This window comes from Mycobacterium sp. TY815 (assembly GCF_030755135.1).
Lineage (GTDB): Bacteria > Actinomycetota > Actinomycetes > Mycobacteriales > Mycobacteriaceae > Mycobacterium.
The window spans coordinates 1,653,145-1,669,652 of the sequence record NZ_JAUFRX010000001.1 but is presented as its reverse complement, the minus strand read 5'-3'; the positions used below and the strand labels follow the sequence as shown (position 1 = coordinate 1,669,652).

Here is a 16,508-nt window from a genome sequence, read left to right as displayed (position 1 = left end):
AGACGATGCTACGGGGAATAGCCAAGGGGTCCTCAGTTTTCGAGTGGAGTGGTTTGGGCGATTCGCGACGCGTTTGCCATCGCAAGCAACGCAACAGTCGTTGCGGGCACGGAAGGAAAGATGCTGCTATCGACGACATGGATTTGCTGCCATCCCTTTGGCCGTCCAAGTAGGTCCGTGTGCATCTCGTCGCTGGGAGCTTTCCTCATGGGCAGCGTACCGCCGAAGTGCCAGCCGATCGGCTTTAGCGGGTCGCCGTACATAAACGGGGTGACAGGCACAACGCCGACCCTCGACAGGAGTCGCGTGAAGCGCCGCGACCCTTTTTTCATAGTTTCCGCAAAGTATTTCGAAGGCTGAGTTGTCACCGAAAGAACGCTTCGCCCGCTCGTGACTCCTGCGCGTAGGCGCAGCGAATAAGAACCCGCGAGGTCAGAGTGAAAATTGACTAGCGCGATAAGGAGGCGTCGGAGCGCGAGCTTGCGAACGTTGTCGAAAAGTCCGCTACTCGCTTGGTAACCCAATTTTGCCAGGATGAGCTCGTTGGCCGGGCTGATCTGCGAATGGATCCAATTGTCAGAAAGGGACGGGTGTTTGAACTCGAAGAATGCTCCTGAAAGGGTGTTAGCGTTGGGCCACTCAAACGGCGCGCCCCGAACGTTGACCATCGGGACCACGAAGCCCTGTGTCGTCCTCAATACCGTTGGACGGTCGTAAAGGCGTTTCGACTCTAGGACGAGGCGAGTCGAGTTGAGAGCGCCGGCAGCCACAAACAGACGATTCACCACGACACGTTCAGGACCTCCGCTGGTATCGCAGAGGACTTCCACTTCGTTGCCGCGTTCCGAAAATTCGATCACTGTTCGGCCGGGTCGGTATTCGACTTGCCCCGCTCGAATCAACTTTTGAAGGTCTTGTTCCGCGGAGTAGATCGATCCGTACACGCATCCCGAGAGGCAACGCCCGCAGTAGATGCATCCGGGACCGTCCAGCCCGTCTTCGGTACGTACCGCAATGCGCGCTTGTCCGTAGGCCACATCGTCGCGCCCTCGGAGGAACGTCGAACTATCGAGCGTCCGCAGAAAGGATTGCACGATCGGGGACGGGGTGAGCGGTTGAGTGTCGTCTCGATACAAGGGGAACTGACGGGCCAACGCGTCATTCGTTGCGGAGAATGGCAAGCCCCGCAAGACGAGCTTGTAGTACTGGTCGAGATCGCGCGCAGGAAAGGGCCACGCCTGAAGGTCGCACGACGCGGCGGGTAGCATTGCGGCTCCCCAAATCGTGCTGTAACCACCGCGCGCCATCGAGGGGCTCGGGCCATCCTCGACCACGTCTAGCGGTGCACTCGGCCTTGTGCCGGCGTACGGGTATTCCGACCCAAACGCGAGTCGCAGCACCTTCTTTTGCGAAACAGTGGGGTTGTGCGTGACAACGGCCAGATCCTCGGCGCTCCACTCTGTCTTTCTTTGCCCGCTCATCCGCGATACGACGGCTTGTCGGTCCGCGTCGAGCGTCTCTCCCACGTCGAGAATGATCGGATGTACGCCGCGCCCGACGAGCACCTTCGCGACGGCAATGGCTGTGTGTCCGGAACCGACGATGCCGACCGTAGTCATTCTCCGGTCTCCGCGATAGGTGCGGCGAGGTGCTTGATATGCCGCGCTGGGATGCCGCCGACCATAGTGTCAGCTGGGACGTCTCTCGATACCACTGCTCCTGCCGCGACTACCGCGTTTTTGCCGATCGTCACTCCGGGCAGGATGGTCGCGCCGATGCAAATCCACGCTCCGTCTTCGATGACGACGGGCTTCGAGCCAGGGGGAAAGGAGCGTTTCACAGGTGTGTCCGAAGGGCTACCCATGTGAGCTGTGATGATGCACCGATGAGAGATCGTGACATGGTCTCCGATTCGCACCTGCTCGGGAAAATTTGTCTCGAGTTCGATGTCGAACCCCATGTAGACGTCTGTACCGATCCGAATGCCCATCAGGCGGTATAGGAAGATGCGCCCGGATGTGAACGGGCAGAGGTTTGAGAGCTTAAGACAGAGGAAACGCCTAAAGAGCAATTTGAAAGCAAGTGACGGACTCATGGACGCAACCTCCGGGCGATGCGGATATGGCGCAACATCAAAGCCGCCCTGCAGGCACGATCGAGCGAAGCGTTCTCCAGGTGCAGCCCTTCTGGCGCGGTCGCCGCGGTGTCGCGAAACCCCTGTCGTACCGGAGTGGTCTCGTGAGCGTGCTTCTAGAGATCGGGGCTGTTTGATGCATGGCGACGATGTTACGTACCGCCTACTCCGCTGGTGGTGCGAACGGGCTTGGAGCACGCGGCACCGCACCAGTCGAAGCGGGCGGTGCGCCGGCGTTGGGATCTGCCGTCGTGGTTGACGAGCAGGATCGATAGGCGCGAGCGGCCAAGGGCGTGGGTCCTTCTGTCTGGGCTGTATGCGCTGTGTGGGCCCGCCCGTCGCGCAAGGGCCGGGTGTACTGACCGAGCCGGATGTACTGACCTGCAGGCGAGGTGCGCGGACCGCTCGTCGCTGCTGCCGGGTGGCCGTTGGGTCGCGACCAGAAATTCTAGGGTGCAACCACTCACGGAATTGGGTGGAGCGTCCGGTGAAATTGGTCCGGGCGCCGGGTCATTTGTCGGTGGGCGACTCGGACCCGCTCTACGACGCACTGTTCGGACGATGCTGCGTGCTTGCTCTCTCGCGGAATCTCGCACAAGGCTAGCTGTCCATGATGTGGACGCCAACAGGATTGTGCCCGCTTGCCTTGCGGACTGATATTTCGACACTGTCGCTTGAGTCAACCGGTCGTCGTGCGTACGAGACGATGATCGCAGCGACCGCCACTAGCCAAAAAACAGCCGTATACGTGACAGTGGTCCCGACAAGCGTCGTGCTGCCCATGACGCCTCTGGCACCCAGCTGTCCGTAAATCGGTACTTGGAACGGTCGGCTTGGAAGGGCGATGTTGACAATGCTGATCACCGCTGCTGCAGTCACGCAGATGCCAACTGAGCGACGGCGGCCGCCGTGGGTGGCGAATTGGTCGAAAATTCCTGCGCCAGGGGGTCCATTCGGGTCCCGGACAATAATCGCCGCGATAGGGAGAGCGAACACCAAGTAATAGAAGGCAGCGTACGAAGGGGCGAGCGTAGCGGTGGCTAGCAATACAATGCCAGCCATCACCGGCGGGATGCGCCGACCGAGAGCCAGGACTGCGGCAACTACGGCAAGCAGTATGGCAAACCCGATCAATGTTCGCGGACCAGCGAGAAAGTCCTGCGGAAGCGTGCCTGCCTGGGCGGTCTTAATGCTGTCCGGAATTAGTAATAGCGCTCGAGCAAAGGAAACGTTGCGTGTGTCCTGCAGCCCGCCAAACGAACTGTTGAAGTTCGCTAGGTCCTGGACCGACCGGGGGATAGTCCCCGGGAAGCCCCGCGGCCATAAGAGAAAAGCTCCGATATTTGAAAAAATTACGCCGATAATGCCGATGCCGGCCCAGCGCCATTGTCGTGCCGCCAACAACACTACGCCGAGAACGACGAACTGCGGTTTTAACAGGGCGGCCAGAATCACCATGACTGTAACGAGGCCCCACCGCTCCCGAGCCAACGCCACGAAAAACACCAAAGCTATGGGTACTAAAAATCCTGTCGAGTTGCCACGATCGATCGCACCCCACGCCGGGATCGCGGCCACGCTTAGGGCGAGCAGGACCGCCACCCGCTCGGGTCCACAGGCTTGTCGCGCCGCCCAAACGGCCGGTGAGATCAGTGCGATGGTCAACGCAAGCAGATAACAGATCAGACCGAGGCGCGGGGCACCTAGCCAATGGGCTGGCGACCCGAACAGGGAGTACGGCAGCCGTGCGGGCGCCCATGTCCCCATTGGAGTCGGCTTGTAATCGGGGGGTAACGAGATGACATAGTCCGCGGGGTTGGGCTTGACCCCAGCACTAACGACCATGGCGTAGTCGCTGAAGCAGTGTCTACCAATCCTCATGTCCCAGTCGATCCAGCAGTCTTGGGGCACCAGCAGAAGCGTGGACACCACGTCGACCGCGTAGCACTGGATGAGGACGTAGGCCGTCACCGCCGAGAGTGCCGACCCCAGCAGGATCGTGCCGAGTAGCAGCGTCCGCTCGGACTGGGAGGTGACCGTCGAGATCCGCTCCCGGGACGCGGTTGCCGCACCACGCAGCACCTCAAGGGGTCGATTCATCTGGATGCTCCTCCCCAGTTCTGCGCGACACGGTAGCAGGAGCGGTGGCCGTCAGGTCAGCCAACGGGCAGTCTGGCTTCCGATTCTTCATCGCTCCACGGCCGCCCGCCCCCGACATTTACTATGAATCCACAGCGGCGCCGTGCCGCGGCAGCCAACGAGAAGTGAGACGGCCTCAATGATGAATCGCCGGACATGCGACGACGCGCATGCACCGACAGAAAAGGCAATCGGATGAAACGGGCGCTCATCACCGGAATCACCGGACAGGACGGTTCGTATCTCGCCGAACTGCTGCTCAGCAAGGGTTACGAGGTGCACGGGCTCATCCGCCGTGCCTCGACGTTCAACACATCCCGGATCGATCATCTCTACGTCGACCCACACCAGCCGGACGCCAGACTGTTCCTGCACTACGGCGACCTCATCGACGGAACCCGCCTGGTCACCCTGTTGAGCACCATCGAACCCGACGAGGTCTACAACCTTGCAGCACAGTCACATGTGAGAGTCAGCTTCGACGAACCGGTGCACACCGGCGACACCACCGGCATGGGATCCATGCGCCTGCTCGAAGCCGTTCGGCTGTCTCGCGTGCAGTGCCGCTTCTATCAAGCGTCGTCGTCGGAGATGTTCGGCGCCACGCCACCACCGCAGAACGAGTTGACCCCTTTCTACCCGCGGTCGCCCTACGGCGCGGCCAAGGTCTACTCCTATTGGGCGACAAGGAATTACCGTGAGGCCTACGGCTTGTTCGCGGTCAACGGCATCCTGTTCAATCACGAATCACCGCGGCGCGGTGAGACATTCGTAACCCGCAAGATCACCCGGGCGGTGGCGCGGATCAAGGCCGGCGTCCAATCCGAGCTTTACATGGGCAATCTCGACGCGGTCCGGGACTGGGGCTACGCGCCCGAGTACGTCGAAGGAATGTGGCGCATGCTGCAGGCCCCCGAGCCCGACGATTATGTGCTGGCGACCGGGCGCGGTTACACCGTGCGCGATTTCGCCGAGGCGGCATTCCGGCACGCCGGTCTGGACTGGCAGCAATACGTCAAATTCGACGAACGCTATCTGCGGCCCACCGAGGTGGACTCGTTGATCGGCGACGCGACCAAGGCGGCTGATTCGCTGGGCTGGCGCGCGTCGGTGCACACCGGCGAATTGGCCAGGATCATGGTGGATGCCGACATCGCCGCGCTCGAGTGCGAGGGCAAGCCCTGGATCGACAAGCCGATGCTGGCGGGCCTTACGTGACCGGCCCGATCGGCAAGCTGGACCGCTCGGCCCCGGTCTACATCGCCGGGCATCGCGGCCTCGTCGGATCGGCCCTGCTGCGTCGGTTTCAAGAGGAGGGCTTCAGCAATCTGCTGCTGCGGTCGCGCACTGAACTCGATCTGACCGACCGCGCGGCCACCTTCGACTTCATCCGTGAGGCGCGCCCGCAGGTGGTCATCGACGCGGCGGCCAGGGTCGGCGGCATCATGGCCAACAACACCTATCCCGCCGACTTCCTATCGGAAAACCTGCAGATTCAAGTCAACCTGCTCGATGCAGCGGTGGCCGCGCGGGTTCCCCGATTGCTGTTCCTCGGCTCGTCGTGCATCTACCCGAAGCTGAGCCCCCAGCCGATCCCGGAGAGCGCCCTGCTCACCGGCCCGCTGGAGCCGACCAACGACGCGTACGCCATCGCCAAGATCGCCGGGATCCTTCAGGTTCAGGCGGTGCGCCGGCAGCACGGCCTGCCGTGGATCTCGGCGATGCCCACCAACCTCTACGGGCCCGGCGACAACTTCTCACCGTCCGGCTCCCACCTGCTGCCGGCGCTGATCCGCCGGTATGAGGAGGCGAGAGCCAGCGGGGCCCCGGCAGTGACCAACTGGGGCACCGGAACTCCCCGGCGCGAGCTGCTGCACGTCGACGACATGGCCGGCGCGTGTCTGCACCTGCTCGAGCACTTCGACGGGCCCACTCAGGTCAACGTCGGAACCGGCATCGACCACACCATCAGCGAGATCGCACAGATGGTCGCCGACGCGGTGGGATACAGTGGCGAAACCCGTTGGGACACAACCAAGCCCGATGGGACACCGCGCAAGCTGCTTGACGTTTCACTACTGCGGAATTCGGGATGGCAGCCGAAAGTCGGGCTGCGCGAGGGGGTTGAGGCGACGGTGGCCTGGTATCGCGAGCATGCGGACACGGTCCGGCAGTGAACAGGCTGGAGCGCATTCTGCGAAACACGCTGCGTCGCAGAGGCATCGAGGTTTCGCACTATTTCCCGGAGCTGGACTGGGAACTCAACTTTCTGCGTCAACTGCACGCGCACCAGGTCAATGTGGTGCTCGACGTGGGAGCCAACTCCGGCCAGTACGCCACCGGTCTGCGCGAGACCGGATACACCGGCCGCATCGTGTCGTTCGAACCGCTCTCCGGGCCGTATTCCGTGATGCAGCGCAGCGCTTCGGCCGACCCCAAGTGGGACACCCGGCACTGCGCACTGGGTGACACCGACGGGACCATTTCCATCAACGTCGCAGGCAACGAGGGCGCCAGCAGCTCGGCACTGCCGATGTTGCAACGGCACCAGGACGCGTTTCCGCCGGCCAATTACGTTGGCACCGAACAGGTACCGATTCATCGCCTTGACTCCGTTGCTCCGGAGATTCTGGGGCCGAACGATGTTGCGTTCCTGAAGATCGACGTCCAAGGCTTCGAGAAACATGTGATAGACGGGGCCAAGTCGACAGTGAGCGACCGTTGTGTCGGTATGCAGCTCGAGCTGTCCTTCCAGCCCCTCTATGAGGGGGGGATGCTGATCCGGGAAGCGCTCGAGCTGGTGGAATCGCTGGGCTTCACCCTCGCCGGCCTGGTGCCCGGCTTCACAGATCCCCGCAACGGCCGAATGTTGCAGGCCGACGGCATCTTCTTCCGGAGCAGCGACTGACCTGAACGCGCGCGCCGCTAACCGGTGTTACGCGCCGACAACCGCCCGAACGCGTTCTCCCAGAATCGGCTGTTGTAGGCGTAAAGCTCGCGACCGCGCAGGTACGCCCGCGAAAGCAGCTTTCCCCCATAGGGATAGCGGCCATGCAGATCGCCCATGCGGCGCAGGTCGCCGAACACCGCGCTGGGTTCCCGGTGCGATCCCACGCCGGTGGTGTCGAACTCGCAGAACACCCGCTGGATTGTGACGGGCTCGCGTTGTAACGCTGCCCGCAGAATGAATTCCTGGTCGGCGGCGATTCCGAAGTCCAGGTCATAGCCGCCGATCTTGTCCACCAGCGCAGATCCGAAGAACGAGGCCTGGTGCGGGACCACCTGCTTGCCGGCCAGGAACTTGCGGAGGCTGAAAGGTATCGGCCCGCGCACCCGGTCCATTCCGATCAGGCGATCCATGCCGAAGCCCCACACGTCGCGGGCCGGACCCTTGCCGGAAAGCGCTTCTACCGCGCATGCGACCACGTCGGGCTCGGAGAAACGGTCGGCGGAATGCAGGAACCACAACAGATCACCCGAGGCTCGCGCAATGCCCTGGTTCATCGCGTCGTAGCGTCCACCGTCGGGCTCGGACTGCCAGTACGTGAACGGCGGCTCCACTCCGGACAGATAGTCGCGCACCTCGTCGCCGGACCCGCCGTCGATGATGATGTGCTCGATGCGTCCCTCATAGCGCTGGGCCCGCACGCTTTCGACAGTGCGCTTCAGCCCGTCGAGGTCCTTGAAGGAGATCGTGATCACCGAGACGGTCGGAGCCGACGTCACCGAATTCCCCCTTAATGCCGCCGCGACGATCCGCGAAGTCAACTGGTCTTGATGCCGATGAAGGTTCCGCGCAGATTCGCCGCGTATGAACCGCCGAGCAACGACTCCGCGATGCTGGGCTCCAGGTTGGCGTACTCCTCCAACACCAGGTCGAATCCGACGTCTTTCATCGCCTGAAGCAGGTATTCGCGCTGAATCCAGAACGATCGGCGGTTGTCCCAGGATGCCCATTTCGCGGTTTCCCGTTTGCCGAATGATCGGTCGTCGGAAAATTCGGTGAACCACCTGCCCGGCAGTCCCTCGTGTTCGGTAGGCGCCGAGAGCATGAACTTCACCGGTTCGGGCCTTCTGAGCACCCGGTCGGTGAACTGCCGCGCCGTCGTGGGTAGCCGCAGCAGCTTGTCGCTGCGGTTGATGAGCGAGAAATGCGTCTGCAGAATCAGCAGCTTGTTGGTGACGGACGACAGCGTTTCCAGGTATTCCCTGGGGTTCTCCAGGTGGTAGTACAGGCCGCAGCAGAACACTGCGTCGAAGACGCCGTGATTTGCGACGTTCAGCGCGTTGTCTTGGACGAACTGCAGATTGGGCAGATCGGTCTTCGACTTGATGTAGTTGCACGCAGCGATGTTCAGCTCGCGTATCTCGATGCCCAGGGCCTGAAAACCCAAGCGTGCGAACTCGGTTGCGTACCCGCCTTCCAGGCATCCGATGTCGACCAGACGCAAGTGGCTCTTGTCTCCGGGAAATACGGTCTCGAGGATCCCGCGCGAGGACTTGAACCACGAATACTCGTCCACCGACTGCGCTGCCCCGGGGATGGTGTAAGTGCCGTCGTCAAGGCGCACATTGTGCGCGGTGAATTGCACCGCGGCCTCGGATTTTCCTGCCCCCATGGTGTTGCTCAGATCCTTCCGTAGTCTTGTCGTGCCTGCTGAGCGATCAGCGGGACCCGGCTGAGTGTCGCAGTCGGGATGGCCAAACATCCACCAACCCTTTCCGGGTCGGGGCGGCGGCGGCTAGCTTGCGCCACTGGATCTTAAGCCGCCGCGCCGGCGTCGCCCAGCGGTGTTGCAGAGCCAGCATGGCAAATCTGGGGTGTGCGGCGATGGTGTTTTGCAAAGCCGCTTCGCCGTCCGGGCCCGGGATATCGGCGATGTGGCGCAGCACCCAGTCGGCCATGAACGCGATCAACTCCTCACGCGGCGCATCGCCTTCGAACACGTCGAGCATCGCGTCGAACGTCGCCGCATGGCCGGGGCCCTGCGTCAGCCAGAACTTCGCCGGGTCCATCACCTGGTTGTGCCACATGCCCTGAGCGTGGCGGCGATAGACGGACATGGTGTCGGGCAGCATCGCGATCTCGCCGCGGGCGGCGTGCCGGACATGCAGGTGCCAGTCCAGCGGCATGACATCCGCGGGGATGTCGTCATAACGGGGCAGGCGCCGGTACATGACCGAGTTTGTCTGGATGAAGTTCATCAGGATGAGCCCGTCGACGCTGAGGTTGCCCCGCACGTGCATCGGAGGGAACTTCGAGTCTTTGGCGTAGCCGTCCTCCCACACCACCCGCACCGGATGGAAGCACACCGCCGTCTGTGGATGCTCATCGAGAAACGCCACCTGCTTGCTCAGCTTCAAGGGGTCGATCCAGTAGTCGTCGCCCTCGCACAACGCGATGTACTCGCCGCGGGACGCCGCCAGTGCTCCCACCAGGTTGCGGTTGAGACCCAGATTCTGCGGCCGGAAGATCGGTCGGAACAGGTGCGGATGCCGGTCGGTGTACTCACGGATGATCGCGGGGGTGCTGTCGGTCGAGGCGTCGTCGGCGACAACGATCTCTACAGGAAAGTCGGTCTGCTGTTCGACGAAGCTGTCGAAGGCCTGCCGGACGTACTCCTCCTGGTTGTGTGTGGTCGTGACGATGCTGACTTTGGGGCTGACATTGGGGCTGGCTTCGGGCAGGCCGGCGGCTGGTTCGGTCACCGCGAGCCTCCTTTATGTGCTGCGCCAGGGATCAGAGGGCGGGCACCGCCATACGCTCGCGGAGTATAGCCAGCGGTCGGCGGCGCCGTTCGCAACCGAACGTGTGTTCACCATTGGCGAACCTGCGGCGGTGCAGTGCTGCCAACTCGCCCGGGTGTTCGATCCACGCCCGCGTCGGGTGGGCGCGCGACACGAATATCCTTGCTGCTCAGGCACGATTTTTTAGCAGTTTCTCAGTAACGCCACGGGAGACGTTTGGTTTTAGTAACGTCCTCGGTGATGTGGCAAATGGTGCTGTACATGGGCTTCGGGATGGCGTTGGACCCCGCTCGGCTGGGGCTCGCGCTGGTCATGCTGTCCCGCAAACGCCCGATGACCAACCTGTTTGCCTTCTGGCTTGGCGGCATCGTGGCGGCCGCGGCGGTGGCACTGGCAGTGCTGCTCTTCATTCGTGAGTTCGCCATCGTCGTGATCCACAGCGCAGGCGCGATGGCCCAGGACTTCAGAGAAGCGACCGTGGTGTTGTCGGGTGGACGCCTGCAGGTCATCGTCGGCGTGATCATCCTGCTGCTGGCGGCGCGCTCGGTGGCCCGGTCTCGCGCGCAGGCCGGCATCCCGGTGCCCGTGGGGGGTCCCGGCATGCCGACGATGGTGCTGGAACAGCGCCCGCCGGGACTGGTCGCCCGCACGTCGGCCCGCATGCAGGAGATGCTGAACTGCGACGTGGTCTGGCCGGCGTTCCTCGTCGGGATCGCGACATCCGTGCCGCCGTTGGAGAGCCTGATCGCGCTGACCTTCATCATGGCGTCCGGTTCAGGAATCGGGACCCAGCTCAGTGCCTTCTTCGTCTTCGTCCTCCTGGTGCTCGCGGTCATCGAAATTCCCCTGATCGCACATCTGACGGTGCCCCAGAAGACCGAGCAGGTGATGCTGCGGGTCCAGAACTGGGTCCGCACCTACCGCCGTCAGATGACCCTGACCATCCTCTTCGGCGTGGGATGCATTTTCCTGGCCCAGGGTGTGGCGGCTCTCTGAGCCGTTGCCGGATGCGCGCTGACGCATCGAGGATGATCGTTGCAGCCCGACAGCATGGATGAATCAGAAGCTTGTCCGCGGGTGTCGGTGTGCATTCCCATGTACAACAACAGCGACACGATCGAGCGCGCCCTGCGCAGCATCCTGGATCAGGACGGCACCGATTTCGAGATCGTGGTTGTCGACGACGACTCCACTGACGATTGCGCCGCCATCGCTGCGGCGATGCTGCGACCCGGGGACCGATTGATTCGCAACCAGCCCCGACTGGGTCTCAACGCCAATCACAACAGGTGCCTGCAGGCCGCGCGCGGCGACCTCATCCAGTTCGTGCACGGCGACGACTGGCTGCTTCCCGGCGCGCTGAAAACCCTGGTCGCATGCTTCGACGACCCGGGTGTGGGCGTGGCGTTCGCGCCCCGGCAGGTGGAGACCGACGACCGGGACTGGGCGCGGCGCTACGGCAGCATTCACACCCACTTCCGCAAGCTCGGCGAGTACAACCAGGGGGCGTCGTTGGTCGCCCAGATGGTGGCGCGTGGAGCCAAGGACAACTGGATCGGCGAACCGACGTGCGTCATGTTCCGCAGGCGGCTGGCGCTGGATGCCGGCGGTTTCCGCACCGACATCTTTCAATTGGTCGATGTGGACTTCTGGATGCGCCTGATGCTGCGATCGGCGGTGCGCTTTGTCCCGCAAGAGCTTTCGGTGCGCAATCACACCACCGCAACGGCGACGACGCGAGTCATGGCTACCCGGCGCAACCTGCTCGACCGGCAGCGCGTTCTCACCTGGTTGATGGTGGACCCGTTGTCGCCCAAGCGGATTCGCATCGCCGCGGCGCTCTGGTGGATCCCGGCGTGGCTCGCGCTGCTGATCGAAGTCGCCATTCTCGGGCCGCAGCGGCGCCTGCACGTCACGACGCTGGCGACGGCGCCCTTCCGGGAATTCCGTCTCGCGCGTCAGATCCGCGACACGATCGGTTAACCGTCGAGTTCGGCCGTCAGTCCGAACTCGGCAAACGTCTCGGATACGAGCCTGCGCAACGCCTCCGGAGAGTTCTCCCGGCCGGGTTGGTAGGCGACCACGCTGACGAAGACCTTTCCGGGGGTACGTCCGGACGCCACGAAAAGCTGGCCGCCCATGCCTTCCAACGCGCGCTTGCTGATGCCGGGTTCGATCAGTCGCCCGTAGGCGTAGTCGGCCTCGGAACCGTCCGGTCGGATCACCGCAGGATCGAGTGGCCCCAGGTTGGAACAGCCGACCGGCAGAACAGACGAGCCCAGGCCGACACCCACGAGCTTGCGCGCCGCCCACGTAGGGGTGAGCGCGGCCAGCGGCAGCGGCGCCAACAGCTCGTAGGCCTGAGCTGCCCGTTCGGTGAGCGCGAGCTTGAGCTTGGCGCGTATCTCGGCCAGATCCGATGCCGCGCCGGCGGGGTCGACGGTGATATTGGCGAAGGTCATCGCGTTGCCGCGGGTATCGTCCGGCAGCCGTTGTCCCACCGGAAACGCCAGGGCGACGGTCCCGTCGGCGGCCTGGCGGCCCATCCGCACACCGAGCTTGGCAGCGAATCCGGCGAACAGCGAGTTGCTGGTGCCACCCAGGCGTGCCGCGCACGCGTCCCACTCGGCCAGGTCGACATAGGCGACCAGGGTCGGCACCATCACGGGCTCGTTGTCGCGGGCCGCGCGCGGAGCGGGCGGAGCCCCCGCGATCGAGGAAGCGAACTCCTGCCGACCCTGACGGGCCAGTCGCAGCCCCGCGGCCAGCGCTTTAGCCAGTTCAGGCACGGAGGCCAGGGTCAGGCGGGCATCCTCGAGTACCGCCCGCCGCCGGTTGCGCGAGCCCGGAAGGGGATAGCCCAGATCGCGGGTCTTACCTGTAACCGCGTCGGCGATCACCTCCACCAACCCCAGTCCATCGACCAGCGTGTGTGAGGCCACCAGACTGATGGCCGTCCCGCTGTCATGCAGCGGCAGCACGCCAAGGTGCCAGCCGGGGCCGAATTCGGGATCGATCGGTAGGCAGGCCCGCTCGTAGGCCCACGCGTTCACTTCGCTGCGCGGACGTGGTGCTTCTGCTGACTCGATGTCCGCGGGACCCGGCGACAGCACCCATCGATCACGCGCGAAGGGCAAGGGGGACCGCTCGATTCGACGGCCCAAAAGACCGCGGCCCAGGTTGCGGTGGAATCGGCGCAGCGCATCGATATCGACTTGGCGGTTGTACAACCAGACAACCTGGGCCAGCGTCCCGTAACCGAGCGCCCGCACACCCAGAAACGACACCTGATCCATGTGCGCAAGCCGGTTGTCCACGATATGGCGATTATTCACCGGGGTGTGTCCACCCGGGCGATGTGGAAGGTCGCAATCCCGTTTTCCCAAGATGAGTCCCCGTCAACGGTAGTCTGATGTCCGTGGTTGAATCCTCACTTCCCAATGTCGTGCGTGAGCGTGCGAGTCTGCAGCCCAACGACATTGCGCTGACCTATATCGACTATGACCACTCCTGGGACGGCGTCGAGCTGACTCTGACGTGGTCACAGCTGTATGTGCGAATGCTCAACCTTGCCGCGCTGATCCGGGAGCATGCGACGACCGGAGATCGTGCGCTGATCCTGGCGCCGCAAAGCCTGGATTACATCGTGAGCTTCCTCGCGTCATTGCACGCCGGCGTGATCGCGGTGCCCCTTTCCGTTCCGATGGGCGGCGCCCACGACGAACGCACGGCATCGGTGCTCGCTGACACCTCGCCGGCGGTGGTCTTCACCGCCTCCTCGATCGTCGACAACGTGGCCGAGTACGTGCGAGCGCAGCCTGGCGACGTCAAGACCGAGATCATCGAGCTCGACAAGCTGCAACTGGACGGTCGGCCCGGTGCGGCCGGCCGCGCCCGCTACGAGCAGCCGGAAACCATCTATCTGCAGTACACGTCCGGCTCCACCCGCACCCCGGCCGGGGTCATGGTGTCGAACAAGAATCTGATGGCCAATTTCGAGCAGATCATGACCGCCTACTACGGCGTCTACGGGAAACTCGCCCCGCCGGGATCGACCGTGGTGTCGTGGCTGCCCTTCTATCACGACATGGGATTCATCCTGGGTCTGATCATGCCCATCCTCACCGGCATGCCGGCGAAGCTGACCAGCCCCATCGGATTTCTGCAGCGCCCCGCCCGGTGGATGCAGATGCTTGCCAACAACACACTGGGATTCACCGCCGCGCCGAACTTCGCCTTCGATCTGGCCTCGCGCAAGACCAAGGACGAAGACCTCGAAGGCCTCGACCTCAGCAAGATCCACGCGATCCTCAACGGCAGTGAGCGGGTGCAGCCCGTCACGCTGAAGCGTTTCGTCGACCGGTTCGCCCCGTACGGGCTGGACCCCAAGGTCATCCGCCCGTCCTACGGGATGGCCGAAACCACGGTGTACGTCGCGACCCGCCAGGCGGGGCAACCGCCGAAGATCGTCAACTTCGACGCGACGAAGTTGCCGGACGGCCACGCCGAACGGATCGAAGGCGACAGCGAAAGCAGCACACCGCTGGTCAGCTACGGCGTGGTGGACACCCAGGAAGTGCGCATCGTCGATCCCGACACCGGCATCGAATGCCCGGAGGGGACCGTCGGTGAACTGTGGGTGCACGGCGGCAACGTCGCGTCCGGCTACTGGCAGAACCCCGAGACCACCGCGGCCACCTTCGGCGCGTCGATCGTCAACCCCACCCCCGGTACACCGGAGGGTCCGTGGCTGCGCACCGGCGATTCCGGGTTCTATTCCGAGGGTGAGTTGTTCATCCTGGGCCGCATCAAGGACCTGTTGATCGTGTACGGGCGCAACCACTCGCCCGACGACATCGAGGCGACCATCCAGACGGTCAGTCCGGGCCGGTGTGTGGCGATCGCGGTTCCCCAGGACGGGGTCGAGAAACTCGTCGCCATTATCGAGCTCAAGCAAAAGGACGAGACGCCCGAGGAGGCGGCCGAGCGCTACAGCTTCGTGAAACGTGAAGTGACGTCTGCCATTTCGAAAGCGCACGGGCTGAGCGCCTCCGACCTCGTGCTAGTGGCCCAGGGTTCGATTCCGATCACCACCAGCGGCAAGCCCCGGCGCGCGCAGTGCGGGGAGCTCTACCGCAGGGGCGAGTTCGTCCGCCTGGACGCTTAGCCCTTATACGCCAACGTTATTGGCGGCGCCGAGGGGAAGCACCGCCAACGCCATCACCGCCCAGACGAAAACGGTGACGGTTCTGTGTGACGGGGCTCGATCGATTTCCGGGCGTGCGCCGGCGCAGACGATGTAGACGATCGCGACATCGGCGGTGATGATGATCCACCAACGGGTCCAGTCCACACCGGTCGCGAATATCGGGACATACAACGCCGCCGCCGTCGCGACCAACACGGTGTTGCTTCGCACCGCGCCCGACAAAACCTGGATCGGGACGGCGCAGATGTAGCGAATTGCCCACATCGTGCCGAGGAAGAAGAGCAGTCCGAGGGTGAACGAACCGAGCAGTCGTACCGCGCCGTAACTCGCCACCAGATGCATCGCGGCGGTGGTGTCGGCATCAAGAATCGGCAACGCGTTCTCGCACACCCAGTCGTGGAAGTCCGACGTATTTTCTATCCGGCCGAACAGGTAATCAATTGCTGCGCCAGGCGTTTTGACGACCGCCCAGGGATTGTCGAGCTTCCCGTGTGGCAGTTGAGCACACAGTTTCGCCGACACGTCGCGGTGGCCGAACGCCGCCACCAGGGCAGTAGCGACGAGGCCCGGGCCCGCGGCCAATGCGGCGCACACGCGTGTACCGGCGCGCGTCACCCCGTCGGGCAGCGCCACTATCGCCAGCACGGCACCCAGTGCGAGTTGCAGGGGGATCGCCTCGTGCGCCAAGGCCAGAACGGCGATCGCGCCGCCATAGGCTGCGCTCAGAACCGTTCTGGCGCGGGGAGTTCGACAGCGGGTGAGGCCGTTGGCGAAGGCCAGCAGCGCTGCCATTCCGAACAGTTCGGGGTGCGGCGAATACAGCGCATAGGACAACCCGAAGGGCAATACCGGTATCGCCAGAATCAGCATCGTCCGACGCTCGCAACGGGCGCCCGCAGACTTCACCCGCCACATCAGTACGGCCAGGGAGACCAGCCACAAAACGGTCGACGTCCACAGCAGGGTACGGGCGGCCGCGAAGTAATAGGACTCGGGCAGCCAGGAAATGATCTGGCCGCCCAAACCCCGGCGCACGAAACCGAACCGATAGTTGGGTACGTAGTACGTCAGCCAGAAGAGGGCGTTGGAGAATCCGACCGTCACCACGTAGAGATGCACGACCGCCCACGCCGCTGTCCAACCGGCGACCACTACGTGTGCGACACGGTGCTGTGCCGCCAGAATCTGAACAGGGCGGGCGGCGGCCACCGTGGTGGACCTGATCGAATGACTTGAAGGATGAGTTGCCACCGTACGTCTCCCCGCTGCGGCCGCGGA

14 protein-coding genes are annotated in these 16,508 nt (G+C 63.6%); 6 read left to right on the top strand and 8 right to left on the bottom strand.

Features of this window, described 5'->3' with window-relative positions; genetic code table 11:
• Positions 1–32 precede the first annotated feature (32 nt).
• The 3 genes from QXK92_RS06795 to QXK92_RS06785 all read right to left on the bottom strand — a co-directional run bounded on the left by QXK92_RS06795 (position 33) and on the right by QXK92_RS06785 (position 4,234).
• Entirely contained in the window at positions 33–1,619 is a 1,587-nt protein-coding gene (locus QXK92_RS06795; RefSeq protein ID WP_306240907.1) for a GMC oxidoreductase, read from the bottom strand.
• A complete protein-coding gene (locus QXK92_RS06790) occupies positions 1,616–2,095 on the bottom strand; it encodes a DapH/DapD/GlmU-related protein (protein WP_306240905.1) in 480 nt (159 codons plus the stop codon). Before QXK92_RS06790 ends, QXK92_RS06795 begins: the two co-directional genes overlap by 4 nt.
• A gap of 639 nt (positions 2,096–2,734) precedes the next feature.
• Positions 2,735–4,234, bottom strand: coding sequence for a glycosyltransferase family 87 protein (locus tag QXK92_RS06785; protein ID WP_306240904.1), 1,500 nt, complete (start codon positions 4,232–4,234; stop codon positions 2,735–2,737).
• A 234-nt stretch (positions 4,235–4,468) separates the two neighbouring features.
• Between QXK92_RS06785 and gmd the strand changes: the two genes are divergently transcribed.
• From gmd to QXK92_RS06770, 3 genes are read left to right on the top strand one after another with little or no spacing between them, the layout of a single operon-like run.
• Entirely contained in the window at positions 4,469–5,491 is a 1,023-nt protein-coding gene (gene gmd / locus QXK92_RS06780; RefSeq protein WP_306240902.1) for a GDP-mannose 4,6-dehydratase, read from the top strand.
• On the top strand, positions 5,488–6,450 hold the full coding sequence (locus QXK92_RS06775; RefSeq protein WP_306240901.1) for a GDP-L-fucose synthase: 963 nt from the start codon (positions 5,488–5,490) through the stop codon (positions 6,448–6,450). Before gmd ends, QXK92_RS06775 begins: the two co-directional genes overlap by 4 nt.
• A complete protein-coding gene (locus QXK92_RS06770) occupies positions 6,447–7,181 on the top strand; it encodes an FkbM family methyltransferase (protein WP_306240900.1) in 735 nt (244 codons plus the stop codon). Before QXK92_RS06775 ends, QXK92_RS06770 begins: the two co-directional genes overlap by 4 nt.
• Positions 7,182–7,198: 17 nt before the next feature.
• Here QXK92_RS06770 and QXK92_RS06765 read toward each other — a convergent pair whose 3' ends face one another.
• Genes QXK92_RS06765 through QXK92_RS06755 form a run of 3 tightly spaced genes read right to left on the bottom strand, consistent with a single transcriptional unit; the run spans position 7,199 to position 9,961 of the window.
• Entirely contained in the window at positions 7,199–7,999 is an 801-nt protein-coding gene (locus tag QXK92_RS06765; RefSeq protein ID WP_306240898.1) for a glycosyltransferase family 2 protein, read from the bottom strand.
• 38 nt (positions 8,000–8,037) lie between these two features.
• Complete coding sequence (locus QXK92_RS06760; RefSeq protein ID WP_371934498.1) at positions 8,038–8,982, bottom strand: class I SAM-dependent methyltransferase; 945 nt, start codon at positions 8,980–8,982, stop codon at positions 8,038–8,040.
• Positions 8,939–9,961, bottom strand: coding sequence for a glycosyltransferase (locus QXK92_RS06755; protein ID WP_306244240.1), 1,023 nt, complete (start codon positions 9,959–9,961; stop codon positions 8,939–8,941). The genes QXK92_RS06760 and QXK92_RS06755 overlap by 44 nt, the downstream gene beginning before the upstream one ends.
• 300 nt (positions 9,962–10,261) lie before the next feature.
• Here QXK92_RS06755 and QXK92_RS06750 point away from each other — a divergent pair, with 300 nt between their 5' ends.
• Both QXK92_RS06750 and QXK92_RS06745 read left to right on the top strand, forming a co-directional pair.
• Positions 10,262–11,017, top strand: a complete 756-nt coding sequence (locus QXK92_RS06750; RefSeq protein WP_306240896.1) for a GAP family protein — start codon at positions 10,262–10,264, stop codon at positions 11,015–11,017.
• A 54-nt stretch (positions 11,018–11,071) separates the two neighbouring features.
• The gene (locus tag QXK92_RS06745; protein WP_306240895.1) at positions 11,072–12,004 is read left to right on the top strand and encodes a glycosyltransferase family 2 protein; all 933 of its coding nucleotides are present in this window, start codon (positions 11,072–11,074) and stop codon (positions 12,002–12,004) included.
• Here QXK92_RS06745 and QXK92_RS06740 read toward each other — a convergent pair.
• Complete coding sequence (locus QXK92_RS06740) at positions 12,001–13,356, bottom strand: hypothetical protein (RefSeq protein ID WP_306240894.1); 1,356 nt, start codon at positions 13,354–13,356, stop codon at positions 12,001–12,003. The two genes, QXK92_RS06745 and QXK92_RS06740, sit on opposite strands and share 4 nt — an antisense overlap.
• Before the next feature lie 77 nt (positions 13,357–13,433).
• Between QXK92_RS06740 and QXK92_RS06735 the strand changes: the two genes are divergently transcribed.
• On the top strand, positions 13,434–15,188 hold the full coding sequence (locus tag QXK92_RS06735; RefSeq protein WP_306240893.1) for an AMP-binding protein: 1,755 nt from the start codon (positions 13,434–13,436) through the stop codon (positions 15,186–15,188).
• A gap of 3 nt (positions 15,189–15,191) precedes the next feature.
• Here the strand turns inward: QXK92_RS06735 and QXK92_RS06730 are convergent, their stop codons facing one another.
• On the bottom strand, positions 15,192–16,481 hold the full coding sequence (locus QXK92_RS06730) for a hypothetical protein (protein WP_306240892.1): 1,290 nt from the start codon (positions 16,479–16,481) through the stop codon (positions 15,192–15,194).
• Positions 16,482–16,508: the final 27 nt, after the last annotated feature.

What these genes read in the sequence shown, in the direction of transcription:
- QXK92_RS06760 (WP_371934498.1), bottom strand. Translation starts at nt 8,982, where the DNA reads ATGTTTGGCCATCCCGACTGCGACACTCAGCCGGGTCCCGCTGATCGC.
- gmd (WP_306240902.1), top strand. Translation starts at nt 4,469, where the DNA reads ATGAAACGGGCGCTCATCACCGGAATCACCGGACAGGACGGTTCGTAT.
- QXK92_RS06790 (WP_306240905.1), bottom strand. Translation starts at nt 2,095, where the DNA reads ATGAGTCCGTCACTTGCTTTCAAATTGCTCTTTAGGCGTTTCCTCTGT.
- QXK92_RS06785 (WP_306240904.1), bottom strand. Translation starts at nt 4,234, where the DNA reads ATGAATCGACCCCTTGAGGTGCTGCGTGGTGCGGCAACCGCGTCCCGG.
- QXK92_RS06750 (WP_306240896.1), top strand. Translation starts at nt 10,262, where the DNA reads ATGTGGCAAATGGTGCTGTACATGGGCTTCGGGATGGCGTTGGACCCC.
- QXK92_RS06735 (WP_306240893.1), top strand. Translation starts at nt 13,434, where the DNA reads ATGTCCGTGGTTGAATCCTCACTTCCCAATGTCGTGCGTGAGCGTGCG.
- QXK92_RS06745 (WP_306240895.1), top strand. Translation starts at nt 11,072, where the DNA reads ATGGATGAATCAGAAGCTTGTCCGCGGGTGTCGGTGTGCATTCCCATG.
- QXK92_RS06795 (WP_306240907.1), bottom strand. Translation starts at nt 1,619, where the DNA reads ATGACTACGGTCGGCATCGTCGGTTCCGGACACACAGCCATTGCCGTC.